Source organism: Sorangium sp. So ce296 (assembly GCF_051529605.1).
GTDB lineage: Bacteria > Myxococcota_A > Polyangia > Polyangiales > Polyangiaceae > Sorangium > Sorangium cellulosum_D.
The window spans coordinates 6881413-6900708 of sequence record NZ_CP150325.1 but is presented as its reverse complement, the minus strand read 5'-3'; the positions used below and the strand labels follow the sequence as shown (position 1 = coordinate 6900708).

Annotated in this window: 14 protein-coding genes; 7 read left to right on the top strand and 7 right to left on the bottom strand. The window is 72.0% G+C overall.

Annotation, left to right across the window (positions count from 1 at the left end; all coding sequences use genetic code 11):
- Positions 1-16 precede the first annotated feature (16 nt).
- The 3 genes from WME98_RS25720 to WME98_RS25710 form a co-directional block, all read right to left on the bottom strand.
- Positions 17-1747, bottom strand: coding sequence for an ATP-binding protein (locus tag WME98_RS25720; protein ID WP_437953703.1), 1731 nt, complete (start codon positions 1745-1747; stop codon positions 17-19).
- An 8-nt stretch (positions 1748-1755) separates the two neighbouring features.
- On the bottom strand, positions 1756-3714 hold the full coding sequence (locus WME98_RS25715; protein WP_437953702.1) for a protein kinase domain-containing protein: 1959 nt from the start codon (positions 3712-3714) through the stop codon (positions 1756-1758).
- Between the two features lie 70 nt (positions 3715-3784).
- Positions 3785-5689, bottom strand: a complete 1905-nt coding sequence (locus WME98_RS25710) for a sigma 54-interacting transcriptional regulator (RefSeq protein ID WP_437953701.1) — start codon at positions 5687-5689, stop codon at positions 3785-3787.
- Positions 5690-6442: 753 nt separating this feature from the next.
- Here WME98_RS25710 and WME98_RS25705 point away from each other — a divergent pair.
- Complete coding sequence (locus WME98_RS25705) at positions 6443-7270, top strand: hypothetical protein (protein ID WP_437953700.1); 828 nt, start codon at positions 6443-6445, stop codon at positions 7268-7270.
- Between the two features lie 52 nt (positions 7271-7322).
- On the opposite strand, the gene WME98_RS25700 is transcribed toward WME98_RS25705, so the two are convergent.
- From WME98_RS25700 to WME98_RS25690, 3 genes are all read right to left on the bottom strand, one after another.
- Entirely contained in the window at positions 7323-8156 is an 834-nt protein-coding gene (locus tag WME98_RS25700) for a hypothetical protein (protein WP_437953699.1), read from the bottom strand.
- A 1-nt stretch (position 8157) separates the two neighbouring features.
- Entirely contained in the window at positions 8158-8622 is a 465-nt protein-coding gene (locus WME98_RS25695; RefSeq protein ID WP_437335570.1) for an ABA4-like family protein, read from the bottom strand.
- A 75-nt stretch (positions 8623-8697) separates the two neighbouring features.
- Positions 8698-9369, bottom strand: coding sequence for a TetR/AcrR family transcriptional regulator (locus tag WME98_RS25690; protein ID WP_437953698.1), 672 nt, complete (start codon positions 9367-9369; stop codon positions 8698-8700).
- 250 nt (positions 9370-9619) lie between these two features.
- Here WME98_RS25690 and cobM point away from each other — a divergent pair, with 250 nt between their 5' ends.
- From cobM to WME98_RS25660, 6 genes are read left to right on the top strand one after another with little or no spacing between them, the layout of a single operon-like run.
- The gene (cobM, locus tag WME98_RS25685; protein WP_020465100.1) at positions 9620-10411 is read left to right on the top strand and encodes a precorrin-4 C(11)-methyltransferase; all 792 of its coding nucleotides are present in this window, start codon (positions 9620-9622) and stop codon (positions 10409-10411) included.
- On the top strand, positions 10408-10968 hold the full coding sequence (gene cobO / locus WME98_RS25680) for a cob(I)yrinic acid a,c-diamide adenosyltransferase (RefSeq protein ID WP_061626854.1): 561 nt from the start codon (positions 10408-10410) through the stop codon (positions 10966-10968). Before cobM ends, cobO begins: the two co-directional genes overlap by 4 nt.
- Positions 10968-12524: a cobyrinate a,c-diamide synthase gene (locus tag WME98_RS25675; protein WP_437953697.1), complete on the top strand. Its 1557-nt coding sequence runs from the start codon at positions 10968-10970 to the stop codon at positions 12522-12524. Before cobO ends, WME98_RS25675 begins: the two co-directional genes overlap by 1 nt.
- Complete coding sequence (gene cobU / locus WME98_RS25670; RefSeq protein ID WP_437953696.1) at positions 12521-13108, top strand: bifunctional adenosylcobinamide kinase/adenosylcobinamide-phosphate guanylyltransferase; 588 nt, start codon at positions 12521-12523, stop codon at positions 13106-13108. Before WME98_RS25675 ends, cobU begins: the two co-directional genes overlap by 4 nt.
- A complete protein-coding gene (gene cbiB / locus WME98_RS25665) occupies positions 13105-14043 on the top strand; it encodes an adenosylcobinamide-phosphate synthase CbiB (protein WP_437953695.1) in 939 nt (312 codons plus the stop codon). The genes cobU and cbiB overlap by 4 nt, the downstream gene beginning before the upstream one ends.
- Positions 14040-15617, top strand: a complete 1578-nt coding sequence (locus WME98_RS25660) for a cobyric acid synthase (RefSeq protein WP_437953694.1) — start codon at positions 14040-14042, stop codon at positions 15615-15617. The genes cbiB and WME98_RS25660 overlap by 4 nt, the downstream gene beginning before the upstream one ends.
- Positions 15618-15826: 209 nt before the next feature.
- On the opposite strand, the gene WME98_RS25655 is transcribed toward WME98_RS25660, so the two are convergent.
- Positions 15827-19135 (bottom strand): cadherin-like beta sandwich domain-containing protein, encoded by a 3309-nt coding sequence (locus WME98_RS25655; RefSeq protein WP_437953693.1) that lies wholly within the window; start codon positions 19133-19135, stop codon positions 15827-15829.
- Positions 19136-19296 lie beyond the last annotated feature (161 nt).

Genomic DNA, 19296 nt, shown 5'->3' with positions numbered 1-19296 from the left:
TCGTGAGCGATACATCTCAGATCCGTGACGATGGCGCGCTGTGGCTCCCCTTCGGCAGCGTGATCACGAACTCCGCATACTCCCCCTCCTCGCTCTCCGCCCGCATCGTCCCATGGTGCCCCTGCACCACGATCTCCCGGCTCAAGGACAGCCCCAGCCCCGTCCCCTCCCCGGGCGGCTTCGTCGTGAAGAACGGCTCGAAGAGCCGCGGCGCGACCCCCTTCGGGATGCCAGTCCCGTTGTCCCGGATACGCACCTCGACGTGATCACCCTGGTCCGCGGTGCGGACGCTGAGCTCCGGCGCATAGCCAACCCCGCGCTCGCGCTTCTTCTGCTGCATCGCGTAGAGCGCGTTGTCGACCACGTTGAGGAACACCCGCCCCATGTCGAGCGTCGCCATCTCCACCGGCCCGATCCGCGGATCGTACGCCGCGACGACGCGCACGTCGAGGTCGCCTCCGTGCGCCCCAGCGCGCGCGAGCCGCACGCTCTCCGCGACCACCGCGTTCAGGTCGGCCGGCGCGCGCTCGCCCGACGGGCGCCGGGCGTGCTGGAGCATCCTCTTGATGATCGCGTCCGCGCGCTGGCCATGCTCGGTGATCCGCACCATGCTGTCGCGCAGCTGGGCCAGGTTCTCCTCGATCCGCGCGAGCGCACCGGCGTCGAGCCGCGCCCCGTGCGCGCGTAGGCCTCCGGTCAGGTCCTCGATCAGCTCGGCAGAGATGTCAGCGAAATTGTTGATAAAATTTAGCGGGTTGCGGATTTCGTGCGCGATCCCCGCCACCACCCCGCTGAGCGACGCGAGCTTCGCGTCCAGCACGAGCTGCATGCGCTCCACCGTCTCGCGCTCGAGGCGCCGGTACAGCGACGCGTTCTTGACGGCGACGGCGGCCTGGCTCGCGAACGCGACGAGGAACTCCAGATCCGGCTCGGTGAAGACATGCGCCGCGCTGAGGTTGTCGACGTAGAGCACCCCGATGGTGTCGTCCTTGGGCTTGAGCGGGACGCACATCGAGGCACGGATCGACTGGGCGACGACGGAGCGCGCCGCGCCGAGGCGCGGGTCGAGCACGGCGTCGGCGAAGAGCGCTGCCACGCTCTTGCGCAGCACGTAGTCAACGATGTTCTGGCTGAAGATCGGCTCGTCGTCTGGCAAGGGCTGCGACGTCTTCACCGCGCGCCGGTCGAGCCGCCCCGTCGCCTCGTTGATGAGCAGGATGACCCCGCGGTCCACGTCGAGGATCTGGAAGATCAGATCAAGGATCTTGTGGAGCAGCGTGTCGATGTCATCGGAGACCGGGAGCAGCTTGGTGACCTCGATCAAGATCTGGAGTCGAGCCTCCGCGCTCGGCCCGCCGCCGCCACGGCCGGGCTTGGTCTCCCCCACGAGCTTGCCAATGGAGGTGTGCGTTAGGGGGCGGATAGCCTGCGGTCGGAGCGACGACTCCGTCGACGGATCGGCGTCTACCGTGAAGAGTAGATCCAGATCGCCCAGCGTGAGCGTATCGCCGCTCCGGATCTCCTTGCGCTGGACCCGCACGCCGTTCACGAATGTGCCGTTCTTGCTCTGCAGATCGACGACGAAGAACCTGCCCTCGGACAGCTCGATCCGTGCCTGGCTACGGGACAGGCTCCTGTGCGGAATGCAGATCGCCTGATCCTCCGCGCGGCCGATGGTGACGTCAGCCTCTGCAATCAAGAAGACCTGCTCCTCGGGACCGCCAGGATTGTAGATGAGCGTCGGCACGGTGCGACCTATCGCATGGTTATGGTCGTGGCAATGCACACGGTGGGTTCACCATCTGCAAGGATGGCGGCCCGGCCGCGCCGCACCACATTGTAGACATTCACCGGAGGAGCGTCCGGCAGGAGGCGCCTCGCGCCGACCTCTTCGAAGTCGAACAGCTCCTGCGCGGCCTCGTGGACCGCCGCGCCGACGAGGATCTCTCCCGGCAGCGCCGCCCTGGCGAGGTGCGCGGCGGCGTCGACGGCCTCGCCGAGCACCGTGTAGTCGAGCCGGCCGTACGCCTGAGAACCCACGCTGCCGGCGAGCACCTGCCCCGAGGACAGCCCGATGCAGATACCCTGCGTGTAGGGCGAGCCCTCGCCGGCGCGGCGCGCCACCGCCGCCATCTGGGCGCGGACGGCCACGCACGCGCCGAGCGCCCTCGACAGGTGCTCCGGGCCCTGGAACACCGCCATCACGGCGTCGCCGAGGAACTTGTCCACGACTCCCCCTTTCGCCACGAGCTCCGGCACGATCACCTCGAAGTTGGCCCTGAGCAGCCTCATGGCCTCGCCGGGCAGCTTCTCCTTGATCACGGGCGTGAACTGGAAGACGCCGATGAACGCCACCGTGGACATGACCGCCTCGCTCGCGAGCGCGATCGCGGGCCCCATCGCCCGGATCCGCTCGACCAGCGCCGCGCTCGTGTACTGGCGCAGGATCTTGTTCTCCTCGTCCGAGCGGGCGTTCCTCCGCATCTCCGCCACGTGCTTGATCGTCTTGTCGATGGTCGCCTCGAGATCGGCGCGATGAATCGGCTTGAGCAGGAAATCGAACGCCCCCTGGTTCATCGCGCACCGGATGTTGCCCATGTCGCCATAGGCCGACATCATCACCGTCTTCGCGAACGGGTTCACCTCCGGGACACGACCGAGGAACGTGAGCCCATCCATCACGGGCATCTTGATGTCGGTCAAGATGACGTCGATGTCGGGGTGGCGCCGGAGCTCGTCGAGCGCGACCTGACCGTTCTCGGCGAAGATGAACTCGTAGATCCCGTCGCGGATCTTCTGCCGGAAATGCAGCTTCATCATGAGCTGCATGTCCGGCTCGTCGTCGGCGACGAGGACCTTGGTGGGCCGGCTGCTGGCCTCGGTCACGGCCGCGAACGCCGCGACGAACTCGCGCGCGGACTGGAACCGCTGCGCCGGATCCTTCGCCAGGGCGCGCTCGAAGAAGGCGTCGAAGCCGGGGAGGAGGCCGGGGACGAGGCTCGACGGCGGCGGGAACCGATCGGTGCAGATGCTGATGAACAGCTCCCCGATCCCGCTCGCCGAGAAGGGGAGCCGGCCGGTGAGGGCCCGGTAGGCGATGACGCCGAGCGACCAGAGATCGCTGAGGTGATTCGGCACGACGGCGCGCACCTGCTCGGGGCTCATGTACGACGGCGTCCCGAGGGTCTTGCCGGCCGCCGCCCGCTGCGCCTCTTCGTCCGACCGCTCGAAGACCGTCCACACCACGCCGAAATCGAGGAGCTTCACGCACTCCCCGGGCTCCTTCCGGGCCATGAAGACGTTCGCCGGCTTCAGATCGCGGTGGACGATCCCCGCGGAGCTCGCCGCCTGGAGGCCGACGGCGATCTGCCGGAGCAGGGCGAGCGTGGCCGACGGCGAGAGCTGCCGCTCCCGGACGAGCCTGCCCTCGAGGTCCTCTCCTTCGAGGAGCTCCATCACGATATAAGGGCAATCCTCGTCGATACCATAGTCATGGATCTGGACGATGTGCTCGTTCCGGAGCCGGGCGATCGCCATCGCCTCTTGCTCGAAGCGGCGCCGCGCCGTGCTGGAGGTGACATGCTCGGGCGTCATCACCTTGAGCGCCACGGGCCGGCGGAGCGCCTGGTCGAACGCCTCCCAGATGACGCCCATCCCACCGCGGCCGATCTCACGTATCAGCGTGTACTTCCGCGCAATCGTACGGTTCGACATGGTCATCGCGAGGTGGCGCGCTCCCGGCGGCGCGCGTCCGCGGGGGTGCATCGAACATTGGCAAGGAGCATTAGCAAGAAGAGGGCCGCTTCACGCCCAGCACCTTCATGCGGTACGACAGGGTCCGCACCGGCATCCCGAGCCGCCGCGCGGCTTCGGCCCGGCTCCAGCCCGCGGCTTCCAGCGTGTCGTGGAGGAGCTGGGCCTCGTACTGCTGCACTTTCCCGCGGACCGGCCGCCCCGCTGCGGCCGGCGCCTCCTCCGGGGCGGGCGGCGCCGAGGAGCGAAGCCCCGAGTCCAGCGACGTCGAGAGGCGGCCAGGCGCCGAAGCGCCGCCCGCGTCCGAGACGCGCTCCGGCTCCGCCGCGCGCACCCTCGGCGGGAGGTCCTCCGGCTCGATGATCGCGCCGCGTGCCACCACGACCGCGCGTTCGATCACATTCCGCAGCTCGCGCACGTTGCCAGGCCACGCGTAGGCGCCGAGCAGCGCGAGCGCCTCCGGGGCGACGCCCTCGACGTGTCGACCGTTGGCCTCGCCGGCCGCCCGCAGGAAATGCCGCGCGAGCGGCTCGATCTCGTCCCTTCGCTCGCGCAGCGGCGGGATGTCGACGACGACGCCGCTCAGCCGATAATAGAGATCTTCCCGGAATGCGCCGGACGCAGCCATCGCCTCCAGATCCCGGTGCGTCGCCGCGACGACGCGCACGTCGACCTGGATCTCGCGGCTCGATCCGACGCGGCTGAACGCCCCCACCTCGAGCACGCGGAGGAGCGCGGCCTGCGCCGCCGGCGGCAGCTCGCCGATCTCGTCCAGGAACACGGTGCCGCCGTCGGCCTCCTCGAAGACGCCCTTCTGCTGCTGGAGGGCGCCCGTGAAGGCCCCGCGCTCGTGGCCGAAGAGGGTGCTCTCGACGAGGTCCTTCGGGATCGCCCCGCAGTTGACGCGCACCATCCGCATCCCCTTGCGCGGCCCGCTCTCATGGATCATCCGCGCGAGGACCTCTTTGCCTGTCCCGGTCTCGCCGTGCAGGACGACCGGGATGCGCGAGGCCGCCACGCGCTTCACGGCCTCGATCACCGCGCGCATCCGCTGGCCGGCGATGATCCCTCCCACGGCCGGGTCCTCCCGCGCGAGCACCGTGGCCGCAGCCGCGGAGGGGCCGTGCGCGACCGGGCGCTCGGGCGAGGCGCGGCGGGCGGCCTCGCGCGCGGCCGCGAAGAGCTCGTTCGCGTTGCTGCCGGCGTCCGGGTAGACGATGCAGCCCACGAGCAGCCGGGCGTCGCCGCCGATGGGCGAGGCCGCGATGGCCTGGGCGATGCGGCTCGCCTCCTCGGCGCCGGTCTCGGGCAGCAGCACCTGGGCCGCGCCGGTGCCGTAGAGCGCCACGCGGTGCACCGGCTGCAGGCACGCGCGCAAGACCTTGATCCAGCCCTCGGCCGTGACCGCCGCGCCGATACGCACATGGAGCAGCGCGAACGGGCGGCGAAAATGGCGCGCGCGCGTGAGCTCGTCCTCCACGCGGCGCAAGAGCCTCTCCTCGCCTTCGAGATCGAGGGACTCTCCCCCGACGCCGAGCGCCTGCACCCGCAGCGCGACGTTGCCGAGCACGATTTCATCCCCCACCGCGATCCGGGCACGCGAGACGCGGCGGCCGTCGAGGAATGTACCATTCTTGGATCCCAGATCGTCGACCCACACCCGCCCGCCGGAGAGGACGAAGCGGGCGTGCTCCCGCGAAAGGGTACGGTCGTCGATCCAGAGCGCTGCAGGCACGCTGCGCCCCACGACGAGCGGCGTGTCCGGCGAGAGCAGGCGTGTCTCCATCTTTCCGGCGTGGCGCCACATGAGGGCGATGCGCAGCGCCGCGCTTTGCTGCAGCGCTGAAGGCACCCCCGCCTCCAAGGTCCAGGTCGTCCCCGCGTCGTCCCGAACCGGTTCGCTCGACTGCATGTAATGCCCCTCGCTGCTCTCCATATCAGGTTCGTTCGACCGGTCCAAGAGACGCCGCCCGAGCGCGCTGCGAGATGTGGACAAAGGTGGGCAACGCGACAGTTACGGCTGCCGAGCAGCGGCCTGAGCGGACTTGACCGCTGGGGCTCGACTGCCGAGCTCGGGACATGGGGACCCACGGGTTTGCGAGCCGCGCGCGAGCGGAGCGAGGGGGGACCTCGCCCAGTTCATGGGTGCTCTCCTGTCCCTCCGGCGTCACGGGCGAGGGCCGCGTCTCCGGAGGGCGCGGCGTGCGTCGAGGACGCTCCGGCATCGCACGTCCTCAGGACGTGCGCGCCTCTCCCTGACCGAGCCGGGGCGCGATCGTGTCGGCGATCGATCCGTCGGAATGGCAGTCGGGCTGTCGTGGTGCGCGACAGAACACGATGGCCCGCGCGCGTCGCGATTCACCTCGCCTAGCTGCGCGAGAGATGGCCCGCGCCGGGGCTTTGCAGCGCCCGTGCCGTCTGGGCGGCAAAGCCCCTGGTGGGCGGCGCCCCCACCTGACCGGGGGCCTCCGAGGGCACGATGGCCGCGCGGTCAGGTATGCCGGCGAGCTCGCGTCGGCAAATCTTTGCCGGTCGGTGGGCAACTTGTTGCCGGCAAATCTTTGCCGGCCCCGCTCGGCGGCGGAGTGCTCCAATTTGCCAGGCGCGGAGGACGCGTGCGGCAGCACGGCGCTGCGGGCGGTCCAGCGCGCCGGTGGACCGCGCCCGCGCGGCGGTGGTAGGAGAAGCCATGGCGAAGAGGCGCGCAGCATGGATGTGGGCGGCGTGGACGCTCACAGCCGGCGGGTGCACCGCCCTCGTGGGGCTGGACGAGCGCTACCACCTGGCGGACGGGGCAGGCGGCTCGGGCGGTGCGGGCGGCGGGTCGTCCGCCTCGGCCTCGGGCGGCGCGGGCGGCGGCGGGGGCGACGTCGACGTCCCGACGGACATCGAGCTGATCGACGACATGGAAGATGGCGACAGCTCCATCACGGAGACGGGTGGCAGGCTCGGCCACTGGTACAGCTACAATGATGGAACAGGCACGCAATCTCCCCCGGTCTACACGGAGGAGATGCCCGTCGGGTTCGTCCCCGAGGCGCTCATGCCGCCGCGCGGCGAGAGCACGCTGGCGATGCACACGTTCGGGTCCGGCTTCACGGAGTGGGGTGCCGGGATCGGCTTCGCGCTGAACGGCGAGGACATGCAGATGTTCCCCTACGACGCGTCTGCGTTCGCCGGTATCGTCTTCTGGGCCAGGCTCGGCGACGCGGGCGCCGAGGCGACCATGAAGGTCAACGTCTCGGACAGGGTCTCGGAGCCCGCGGGCGGGATCTGCGATGAAGCGGCGGGCGCGGGCGAGCCCAACCGGTGCTTCGATCACTGGTTCTACACCGCGCACCTCGGCACGGAGTGGGCCGAGGTCGTCATCCCCTTCGACGAGCTCACGCGCGAGGGCTGGGGCGCCGAGCCCGAGGCCCAGGCCCTCGACCGCGCAGGGCTCTACGTGATCGAGTTCCGGTTCGCGCAGGACGAGGATTTCGACGTCTACGTCGACGACGTCGCCTTCTACAGGTGATCGCCGGCGTCGGCGCCTCGAAGCGTGGGCCCGCCGTTGTCCTTGGCGCGCGCTACATGCGAATCAGCGGCTGCCCCGCGAGCGCCATGAGGAAGAGCCCCAGCGCGGCGACGCCATAGACGACGCCGAACGCGATGACCCACCGCACCGCCCGCCGCGTGCGCGACGCCGACCCCGACGCCCGCGCCGACAGCCAGGCTCCGAACAGCGGGACGGCCTGCAGCGCGTGCATCCCGAAGAAGTGCGCCGCGCGCAGGTCGCCGCCTCGCGTGCTCCAGTTGACGATGGGGAGCCCGGGCCCGCCGTCCGCGACGCCGACGCTGTGCGCGTTCTGCTCCGACATGAAGCCGCCTTCCGCGCACGCCAGCATGAACAGGAGGAAGCCCAGCCGGATGCCCCAGAGATAGGGCGCGGGCAGCGGAGGTCGCGTCGTCCAGAACCTGGACGCGAGGTACCCCGCGAGCCCCGTGTTCACCAGGATGGCGATGCCCATGAGCGCGAACACCGCCCCGTCGAACAGCGACGATTGGTTGAAGTGCGACGCGACGCCCCGCGCCGCCTGCATGACGATCGCGAGCATCTCGAAGCTCACCATCGCCACCGTGCCCCAGACGACGGCCCGCCGCCCTCTCGGCGGGAGCGCGACGTCGCCGACGAGCCAGTTGATCGTCAGCAGGTAGATGGCGATCGAGGCGGCGAATTTCGCCGGCTTGATCCACGGGTTCAACCCCGTCACGAGGCGCGCGTCGAGCGGGGCGACGCCGAGCAGCAGGACGAGCAGCGCGACGTGGACGGCGGCCGCCGTGAACAAGACCGGGCTTCGCCGGAGGAGCTCCTCGATCGGGCGAGGGAGCTGGAGAGAGGTGTGCAGCGATCGCGCGCTCATCTCAGGCCTCCTCGGCGCGGAGGCTCGCCGCGATCCCGCCGCGGGCGCGCGCCGAGCGCTCGGCCACGGCGCGGACCGCGAGGTAGAGCGCGAACCCCATCGGGCCGAGCATGAGCGTCAGGTAGAGCACGGGGGCCATGATCCAGGGCGAGATCTCGCGATCGCGGCTGTCGAGGTACACCCACCGGCCCACGAAGAGATCGAAGGCGAGGAAGTGGACCCAGCCGATGGTGGCGCCGGCCGGCGAGCCGAGCAGCGAGGCGACCGCCGCGAGGCTCGGTCGGTTGACGATCGGCAGCACCTCGCCGACGACCGGGAGGACGAGCGCCGTATAGAGCAGCGCGGGCGCGACGATCACGAGCGGCGACTCCATGATCCGCCGCGTCCAGCGAGAGCGCGGCAGAAAGATCATCAAGGCCCAGAACGGTAGTACGAGGAAGCCACTCAGACCAAAGACTCGATCCATCACACCCTCCATCGACAGAAAGTAACGTCGGAACAATTCGTAACAGTGTTAACTTTGCGAGAAAAAAGAGAGCGGTCAGGGGCGCAGGCCTCGAACCATCATCTTCATGGCGATCCCCATGGTCCGATCGACGTCATCGGGGCCGAAGCGGCCGCCGTTGGCCAGGGCGAGGGAGGTGATCCCGTGGACCAGGGCCCAGACCACCTGGCTGTGGCGCTCGACGTCGCCGCGCTCTATCGCGCCGGCATCCATCGCGGACGCGACCGCTTTTTGCAGCACGTCGAACGACCCGACCATCGGCTGCTGCTGCTCCTTCCGCTGGTCGAAGACGAAGTCGAACCGCTGCATGAACATCAGCCGGTAGTGCACCGGGTTCTGCATGCCGAACCGAACGTACGCGGCGCCGAGCGCCACCATCCGCTCGATCGGGTCCGCCGTGCTCTCGGCCGCCGCGACGAGCGTTCGTTGGAACTCGGTGAAGCCCTCGTGGACGATGGCGAACAGGAGATCGTCCTTGTTCTCGTAATAGCGGTAGATCGTCGTCGCCGAGTAGCCGATGCGCTCGGCCACCTGGCGCATCGAGAACGCCTCGTACCCCTGCTCCAGAAACAGCTCGCCCGCCGCCGCCAGGATCGCGCCCCGCAGGTTCTCTTTCTGCTGCTCGCGGCGCTGCAAGCTCGACGCCTGCAGGCGCTCCGCCTGGGTCGCGCCGCCGGTCTTCGTGGTCTTCACGCGCGTGCTCGCCATGTCCGTGTCGTGTGGCCGCTGGGCGGCGACGCAGGCCCCCGCGCCGCCAGTTCGTAACAGTGTTACTTTGTATAACAGTGAACCGACTGCGGTCAAGGATCTTTCTCGGCGACGCGGGCGGAGCTGCGCCCGCGGTGGCGCGACCGGAGGCTCCACGATGAGCCCTGGCGTTCGCCGCGCGTTCGCTCTAGCTTCGCGCGCCCGCAGTCCCCGGCGCGACCGCCGGCGCACGACACGAGGAGAGAACCCCATGCGCGTCTACATCATCGGCGCGGGCCCGGGCGATCCCGGGCTCATCACGGTCCGCGGCGCCGAGCTCGTCGCCCGCTGCCCGGTCGTCATGTACACGGGCTCCCTCGTCCCGCGGGAGATCGTGGCGTCCGCGCGGCCGGACGCCCGGGTCATCGACTCGTCGGGCATGACCCTCGACCAGATCGTGGAGGTCTTCGTCGAGGCCAGGGACGCGGGGCACGACGTGGCGCGCGTGCACACGGGCGATCCGGTCCTGTTCGGGTCGACGGCCGAGCAGATGCGCCGGATGGAGGCGCTCGGGATCCCCTACGAGATCGTCCCCGGCGTCTCGTCGTTCACCGCGGCCGCCGCGGCGCTCGGGCGCGAGCTCACGCTGCCCGAGCTCTCGCAGACCGTGATCCTGACGCGCGCCGAGGGGCGCACGCCGGTGCCGCCCGCCGAGCGGCTCGAGGAGCTCGCGCGCCACCAGGCGACGCTCTGCCTGTTCCTCAGCATCACCCTGCTCAAGGACGTGACCGCGGCGCTCATCCCGTCCTACGGCGCCGACTGCCCGGTCGCCGTGGTGCACAAGGCGAGCTGCCCCGATCAGAAGATCGTGACGGGCACGCTCGCCGACATCCGGGAGAAGGTGCGGGCCGAGGGGATCAAGAGCCAGTCGATGATCCTCGTGGGCCGGGTGCTCACGTCCACGGATTTCGCCGACTCGCGGCTCTATGATCCGGAGTTCAGCCACCGCTTCCGCAAGGCCGAGAAGGCGCGCGCGCCCCGCCCGGCGGAGGAGGGCTCGTGAGCGCGGAGCAAGGGGCCGGTGCGGGCGCGGCGGCGGCGGGCCGACGAGGGCTCGTCATCGTCTATACCGGCCACGGCAAGGGCAAGACGACGGCCGCGCTCGGGATGGTGTTCCGGGCGCTCGGCCGGGGCATGCGCGTCGCCGTGGTGCAGTTCATCAAGGGGAAATGGAAGACGGGAGAGCGCCTGTTCGCCGAGACGCTCCCCGGGCTGACCTTCCTCGTGATGGGGCGCGGCTTCACCTGGGAGAGCGACGACCTCTCGCGCGACAAGGCGGCGGCGCGCGCGGCCTTCCAGGAGGCCGCGGCGCTCATCGGGGGCGGCGAGCAGGACATCGTGGTGCTCGACGAGATCACGTACGCGCTGCATTACGGTTTCATCGCCGAGGACGAGCTCCTCGCGGCGCTGCGCGCGAGGCCCCCGCACGTGCACGTCGTGATCACCGGCAGGAACGCCCCCGACGCCCTCGTCGCGCTCGCCGATCTGGTGACCGAGATGCGGCCGGTGAAGCACCCGTTCGAGCAGGGGATGAAGGCCCAGATCGGAGTCGATTTCTGATGTCCCCGGCCATCCCCCGGCTCGTCGTCGCCGGCACGGCGAGCGGCGTCGGGAAGACGACCGCGACCGTGGCGATCGCGCGCGCGCTCCGCGCCCGCGGCCTCCGGGTCGCCCTGTTCAAGTGCGGGCCCGACTACCTCGATCCCACGTACCACGGCCGCGCCGTCGCCGGGACGTCGCACAACCTCGACGGCTGGATGATGGGCCGGGACGCGGTCCTGTCGACGTTCGCGGCGGAGGCCGCGGGCGCCGACGTGGCGCTGATCGAAGGGGTGATGGGGCTGTTCGACGGGGCGAGCCCGACCGGGGAGGAGGGCTCGACGGCCGAGGTCGCGAAGTGGCTCGAGGCGCCGGTCGCGCTCGTGGTCGACGCGTCCGGGATGGCCCGCAGCGTCGCGGCGCTGGTGCAGGGCTTCGCGGGCTTCGATCCGGCGCTCCGCGTGGCGGCGGTCGTGTGCAACCAGGTCGGCAGCCGGGGGCACCTCGACATCCTTCGACAGGCACAGGCGCATCGCTCGCCGCCGGTGATCGGCGGCCTGCCGCGCGACGAGGCGCAGCGCTTCCCCGAGCGGCACCTCGGCCTGCGGACGGCCGACGAGGCCGCGATCCCCGAGGGGCGCTTCGACCACTGGGGCGCGCAGGCCGAGGCGTGGATCGGGCTCGACGCGCTGCTGGAGATCGCGCGTAGGGCGCCGGCCTTGCCGGCGGCCTCCGACGCGGAAGAGGCGCCGGCCTTGCCGGCGGCCTCCGACGCGGAAGAGGCGCCGGCCTTGCCGGCGGCCTCCGACGCGGAAGAGGCGCCGGCCTTGCCGGCGGCCTCGGATGCGAACGCGGCGCCGGCCGGCGCTGCCGCCGCCGGGGCAGCGCCGCGCCGGGCGCGCATCGGCGTGGCGTTCGACGAGGCGTTTCACTTCTACTACGCGGACAACCTGCGCCGCCTGGAGGCGGCGGGGGCGGAGCTCGTGCGGTTCTCGCCGATCCGCGACGCGCGCTTGCCCGACGTGGACGCGCTCTACCTCGGCGGCGGCTACCCCGAGGTGCACGCGGAGCGCCTGACCGAGAACGCCGCCCTGCGCGCCGAGATCCGCGCCTTCGCCGGCGGCGGGGGCCCGATCTACGCCGAGTGCGGCGGGCTCATGTACCTGACCGAGGCGATCCGCACGCTCGACGGCCGCGCGCACTCCATGGTCGGGCTCGTGCCGGCCGAGGCCGTGATGTGCGAGAAGCTGCAGGCGCTCGGCTACGTCGAGGTCGAGACGCAGGCGCGCACGATCCTCGGCGGCGCGGGGCTGCGCTTCCGCGGGCACCAGTTCCGCTACTCCGAGCTCCGCCCCGCGGCGCCCGCGACGCCGCCCTCGCCCGCCGCTGAGGCGCCCTTGCCGATCGAGCACGCCTACTCGGTGCGGCGCCGGCGCGGCGGCCAGGTCGCGCGCGAGGGGTACCGGGCGCAGGGCGTCCTCGCCTCCTACGTGCACGCGCACTGGGCCTCGAACCCGCTCGTCCCCGAGGGGCTCGTGGCGAGCGCCGCCGCGCACCGGAAGGAGCGGGCGCGATGACCCGGCACGGCGCGGCGCCGCGGCGGGTCGCGCTCGTCGGCGGCGGCGTGCGCTCCGGCAAGAGCGCGTTCGCGCTGGCGCTCGGGCGCTCGCTCGGGGAGCGCCGCGCCTTCGTCGCGACCGCCGAGCCGTTCGACGACGAGATGCGCGCGCGCATCGACGCCCACGCCCGCGAGCGCGGCGACGCGTTCGTCACCGTCGAGGAGCCGGTCGCGCTCCCGGAGCGCATCGCCTCGCTCACCGGCGTCGACGTGATCGTCGTCGACTGCCTCACCCTCTGGCTCTCGAACCTGCTGCTCCGCGACGAGACCGAGGGCCGCGCGCCCGAGCGGATCGAGGCGCGCATCGAGGCGCTCGCGGCCGCCGTCGAGTCGGCGGCGCCCCACGTCGTCCTCGTCTCGAACGAGGTGGGCATGGGCGTGGTCCCCGAGAGCCGGCTCGGCCGCGTCTTCCGCGACCTCGCCGGCCGCGCGCACCAGCGGCTCGGCCGCTCGGCGAGCGAGCTCTACGTGGCCGTGATGGGCGCGATCCTGCGCCTGCGCCCCGGGCCGGTCGCGCTCGTCGACGGCGAGGACGGGCGATGACGGCCGCCGGGGCGCTGCTCCTCGCGGTCGCGCTCGACCTCGCCTGCGGCGAGCCGCCCGCCGCCGTCCACCCGGTCGTGTGGATGGGCTCCGCCATCGGCGCGCTGAAGCGCCGCGCGCCGCGGGGCGGCCGCGCGGCCGAGCTCCTCTTCGGCGCGCTCATGGCCCTCGCCGTGCCCTGCCTCTTCGCGGCGCTGGGCGCCTTCGCCGCCGCGCTGATCGCCCCGCACCCGGTCCTCGGCGTCGCTTTGGCAGGTCTCCTTCTGAAGCCCACCTTCGCCCTCCGCGCGCTCCGCGACGCGGCCTTCGGCGTGCGCGACGCCCTCGCGGCCGGCGACGTCCCCGCGGCGCGCGGCGCCCTGCGCAGCCTCTGCAGCCGCGACCCGTCGGAGCTCGACGAGCCCGCGCTGGTCGCCGCGTCGGTCGAGTCGGTCGCGGAGAACGCGTCGGACAGCTTCGTCGCGCCGCTCTTCTATTTCGCCCTCTTCGGGCTGCCGGGCGCGCTCTTCTACCGCGCCGTGAACACCCTCGACGCGATGATCGGCTACCACGGCCGCTACGAGTACCTCGGCAAGGCGTCGGCGCGGCTCGACGACGCGCTGAACTTCGTGCCGGCGCGGCTCACCGCGCTCCTGCTCCTCGCGGCCGGCTGGCTCCGCGGCGCCGACGCGCGCCGCGGCCTCCTGGTGCTCCGGCGCGACGGCGGCCGCACCGAGAGCCCGAACGCGGGCCGGCCGATGGCGGCGATGGCGGGGCTGCTCCGGGTCGAGCTCGAGAAGCGCGGCCATTACCGGCTCGGCGACGCGATCGAGCCGCTCCGGCGGGAGCTCATCGACGAGGCCTGCCGGATCGTGGTGCTCGCGGCGCTGCTCTTCGCCGGGCTCGCGGCGGCGGCGCTCGCGGCGACCTCCCTCGGACAGGAGCTTTGGCGATGACAGCGCTCACGGTGATGGTGCAGGGCACGGCGTCCTCGGTCGGCAAGAGCCTGCTCTGCACGGCGCTCTGCCGGATGTTCCAGCGGCGGGGGCTCCGGGTGGCGCCGTTCAAGTCGCAGAACATGGCGCTGAACTCGTTCGCGACGGTGGACGGCGGCGAGATCGGCCGGGCGCAGGCGGTGCAGGCCGAGGCGGCGCGCGTGCCGCCGACGGTCGACATGAACCCGGTGCTGCTCAAGCCGGAGGGGGACTCGCGCTCGCAGGTGGTCGTCCTCGGCAAGCCGATCGGGAGCCTGCACGCGCGCGACTACTTCGCGTACCGGGGGGAGCTCAAGGAGATCATCGCCCGGTCGCTCGGGCGGCTCCGGGAGGCGCACGACGTCGTGGTGATCGAGGGGGCGGGCAGCCCGGCGGAGATCAACCTGAAGGACCGCGACATCGTGAACATGCACGTCGCGCGCGTCGCCGACGCGCCGGTGCTCCTCGCGGGCGACATCGATCGCGGCGGGGTGTTCGCGGCGCTGGTCGGGACGATGGCGCTGCTCGAGCCCGACGAGCGGGCGCGCGTCGCGGCGTTCGTGATCAACAAGTTCCGCGGCGACATCAAGCTGCTCGAGCCGGGGCTCGAGATGCTCACGGCGCGGACGGGCGTCCCGGTGCTCGGGGTGGTGCCGTACCTGAAGCAGCTGCGGATCGCGGACGAGGACTCGGTGTCGCTGGAGGGCCGGCGGCGGCGGGCGCCGGCGGGCCCGGGGGATCTCGACATCGCGGTGGTCCGGCTGCCGCGGATCTCGAATTACGACGACGTGGAGCCGCTGGAGCACGAGCGGGGCGTGGTGGTGCGGTTCATCGAGCGGCCGGACGAGCTCGGCGCGGCGGATCTCGTGGTGCTCCCCGGGACGAAGAGCACGATGGCCGATCTCGCGTGGCTGCGCGAGAGCGGCCTGGCCGAGGCGGTGGCGGCGCGCGCGCGGCGGGGCGGGTGGACGCTCGGGATCTGCGGCGGCTGCCAGATGCTCGGCGGGGCGATCGAGGATCCGGAGGGCGTCGAGTCGGCCGAGCCGTCGGCGCGGGGGCTGGGGCTGCTCGACGTGTGGACGCGGTTCGAGCGGACCAAGACGACGGCGCAGGTGCGGGCGCGGATCGCGGGGAGGTCGTTCCTCGGCGCGGGGGGCGCGGGGGAAGGCGGAGAGGGAGCGAGCGGAGAGGGAGCGAGCGCGGGGGCGGGAGAGCTGACCGGCTACGAGATCCACATGGGCCAGGTGGAGCGGCTGGGCGGCGCGCGCGCGGCGTTCGCGATCCGGTCGAGGAGCGGCCGGGCCGAGGCGGCGCTCGACGGGGCGGTGTCGGCGGACGGCGCGGTGGTGGGCACGATGATCCACGGGCTGTTCGAGAACGACGGGCTCCGGCGGTCGCTCCTCGCGGCCCTGCGCGCGCGGCGGGGGCTCGCCGCGCCCGCGGGAGAGCCGGCGATCCCGAGCCGGCACGAGGAGTACGACCGGCTCGCCACGGCGGTCGAGGCGAGCCTCGACCGGGCGCTGCTCGACCGGATCGTGGGGCTGGATCGGCGCTGAGCGGCGGTGGCGCGGAGCTCCGGTTCGCGGGGGAAGCGAAGGACTGGAGCCGTCGAGCCTTGGAGATGAGAATTCAACGCAAAGGCGCAAAGGCGCGAAGGCGCAAAAAAGAGCGCAAAGATTCGGAGACGGAGAGATTTAGAGGCGTGTAGAAGCCCGCGATGGGCTCTCGGGGATAGTGAGAGCGCTCCCGCGGGCGATCGTTGCGGCTACCAGCTCGCCGTGTAGCAAGCGCCGCTGCCGTCGGCCGCGTCGTTCGCCCCGTCGCCGTCGACGCCGGTGGCGCTGCTGTCCTCCGAGGCCGCGGCGACGAGGAGCGTCGTGCCGGACAGGGCGAGGCGCGCCCCGAAGGCGTCCAATGCCCCGGTGTTCGACGCCTTGACGTACGCGTCCTGAGACCACACGCCGCCGGAGCGCTCGAACAGGTACGCCGCCCCGCTCCCGGGAGCGCCGTTGTCCGACTCGAGCCAGCCCCACGCCGCGGAGCTGCTGTCCTCGCCTGGCGCGCCCACGGCGAGGAAATCGTTGTCGATCGAGACCGAGGCCCCGAACGCGTCGCCGCTCTCCGCGTTGGAGGCCTTGAGATAGGTGTGCTGCGACCAGCTCGTCCCGCTGCGCGTGAACACGTAGACGGCGCCGCTCCCGGGCGCGCTGTCGTCGGCCTGCGCGCCGTTCGCGCCCGTCGCGGCGCTCGCCTCACCGGTCGCGCCCACCGCGAGGGCGTGCGCGGAGATCGAGACGCTCGCGCCGAACATGTCGCCCGCGCCGGTGTTCGACGCCTTCAGGTACGCCTGCTGGGCCCAGGTCGTCCCGGCGCGCGCGAACACGTAGACGGCGCCGCTCCCGGGAGCACCGTTGTCCGCCTGCGCGCCGTTCACGCCCGTCGCGGCGCTCGCCTCGCCGATCGCGCCCACCGCGATCGTGTCCCCGGAGATCGCGACGCTGGTGCCGAACGCGTCGCCCGCGCCGGTGTTCGACGCCTTCAGATACGCCTGCTGGGCCCAGGTCGCCCCGGCGCGCGTGAACACGTAGGCAGCCCCGGCCTGCGACGCGCCGTTCCCCTGCCCTCCGTTCACGCCGGTGGCGCCGCCGTCCTCGGTGGGCGCCCCCACGACCAGGGTGTCTCCCGCGAGCGCCACCGCGTAACCGAACTGATCCTGCCCCTCCGTGTTGGAGGCCTTGAGATAAGCCTCCTGCGCCCACACCGCCCCGCTGCGCCGGAAGACGTAGACCGCGCCAGCGTTCGCCGCGCCGTTGTTCGCCTGATTGCCGTTCACGCCGGTGGCGTTGCTGTCCTCGCCCCGCGCGGAGACCGCCAGGGTGTCCCCGGACAGGGAGAGGCTGTACCCGAAGTCGTCGTTCACGTCCGCGGTGCTCGGCTTCAGGTACGCCTGCTGGACCCAGGAGCCGCCGTCCCGCACGAACACGTACACGGCGCCGCTGTTCTTCGTGTTGTCGTTCTGGTCTCCGTCGATCCCGGTCGCGGCGCTGTCCTCCCCGAGCGCGGACACGGCGAGCGTGTTCCCGTCGAGCGCGACCGCGAAGCCGAACTGATCTCCCGCGTCCGTGTTGGACGCCTTGAGGTACGCCGAGGCCACCCCGCCGCGGAGGACCACCACGCCGTAGCTCGTCACGTCCCCGCTCGGCGCGGTCACCTCGATGGTGATCGCCGTGCTCCCGCCCTCGATCAGCGGTATCGGCGGCGAGGCGCTCCCGGAGGCGACGGCGATCCCGTTGACCGCGATGGTGGCCCCCTCGGCCGACGCCGTCGGCGTCACTTCGATCGAGGCGATTTGATCCTCGACGGACACGACATAGAGCTTCGACCCCGGATCGAAGGCCGGGCTCAGCGCTCCGCTGGAGACCGCGAGCCCGGAGAGGCTCGCGTCCGCGCTCGCGCAGGCCCCCGCGACGCACGCCTCGCCCGCGCTGCACGTCGCGCCCGCGCTGGCCCCCGCGCAGTCGCCGGTGGCGCCGCAGTAGGTCTCGTCGGTCGACGGGTCGACGCACGCCCCGCCGCACGCGACGAGCGGCGGCGCGCACGAGGCCTCGCAGGCGCCGTGGGTGCAGATCTCGCCCGCGCCGCAGATCGCGCCCGCGTCGCTCCCGGTGCAATCGCCGCTCGCCCCGCAATGGTCGCGGTCCGTGTCCGGGTCGACGCACGTCCCGCCGCACGCCACGAGCCCGCTCTGGCACGACAGCTCGCACCGACCCGCGCCGTTGCAGATCTCCCCGGCCGCGCACGCCACCCCCGCGTCGCTCCCGGTGCAATCGCCGCTCGCCCCACAGTGGTCGCGGTCCGTGTCCGGGTCGATGCACGTCCCGCCGCACGCCACGAGCCCGCTCTGGCACGACAGCTCGCACCGACCCGCGCCATTGCAGATCTCCCCGGCCGCGCACGCCACCCCCGCGTCGCTCCCGGTGCAATCGCCGCTCGCACCGCAGTGGTCGCGGTCCGTGTCCGGGTCGATGCACGTCCCGCCGCACGCCACGAGCCCGCTCTGGCACGACAGCTCGCACCGCCCCGCGCCACTACAGATCTCCCCGGCCGCGCACGCCACCCCCGCGTCGCTCCCGGTGCAATCGCCGCTCGCACCGCAGTGGTCGCGGTCCGTGTCCGGGTCGATGCACGTCCCGTCGCACGCCACGAGCCCGCTCTGGCACGACAGCTCGCACCGCCCCGCGCCACTACAGATCTCCCCGTCGGCGCACGCCACGCCCGCGTCGCTCCCGTCGCAATCGCCGCTCGCACCGCAGTGGTCGCGGTCCGTGTCCGGGTCGATGCACGTCCCGTCGCACGCCACGAGCCCACTCTGGCACGACAGCTCGCACCGCCCCGCGCCATCGCAGATCTCCCCGGCCGCGCACGCCTCCCCCGCGTCGCTTCCGCGGCAATCGCCGCTCGCCCCGCAATGGTCGCGATCCGTGTCCGGGTCGATGCACGTCCCACCGCACGCCACGAGCCCGCTCTGGCACGACAGCTCGCACCGCCCCGCGCCATTGCAGATCTCCCCATCGGCGCACGCCACCCCCGCGTCGCTCCCGGTGCAATCGCCGCTCGCACCGCAGTGGTCGCGGTCCGTGTCCGGGTCGATGCACGTCCCGCCGCACGCCACGAGCCCGCTCTGGCACGACAGCTCGCACCGCCCCGCGCCGCTACAGATCTCCCCGGCCGCGCACGTCACGCCCGCGTCGCTCCCGGTGCAATCGCCGCTCGCACCGCAGTGTTCGCGGTCCGTGTCCGGATCGATGCACGTCCCGTCGCACGCGACCAGCCCGCGCTGGCACGACACCGCGCACTCCCCCGCCCCATCGCAGAGCTCCCCCTCCTCACAGGAGACGTCGCACGCCCCGCAGTGGGCCGCGTCGGTGGCGAGGTCGACGCACACATCGCCGCACAATGTCTGCCCCGTCCCGCACAGGGGTGCTCCGCCGCTGGTATCCCCGGGGGAGTCGCTCGAGCAAGCCGCGAGGAAGAAGGTGAGACCGAGGAGGAAGAAGATCCGCACGTGGGGCATGGTCAACCTCGATGGGGAGCCAAGGCTCCGCCGATCGAATCAAGGTCGGAACGGACGATTTCGCTGGACGAGGACCCGTGATTCGACGTGATGCCTGGCTGGTGCGCTCCGTCGCCGGATCGAACGCGGCATGAGGCGGCGCAGCGCCGCGCGCGCTCGGA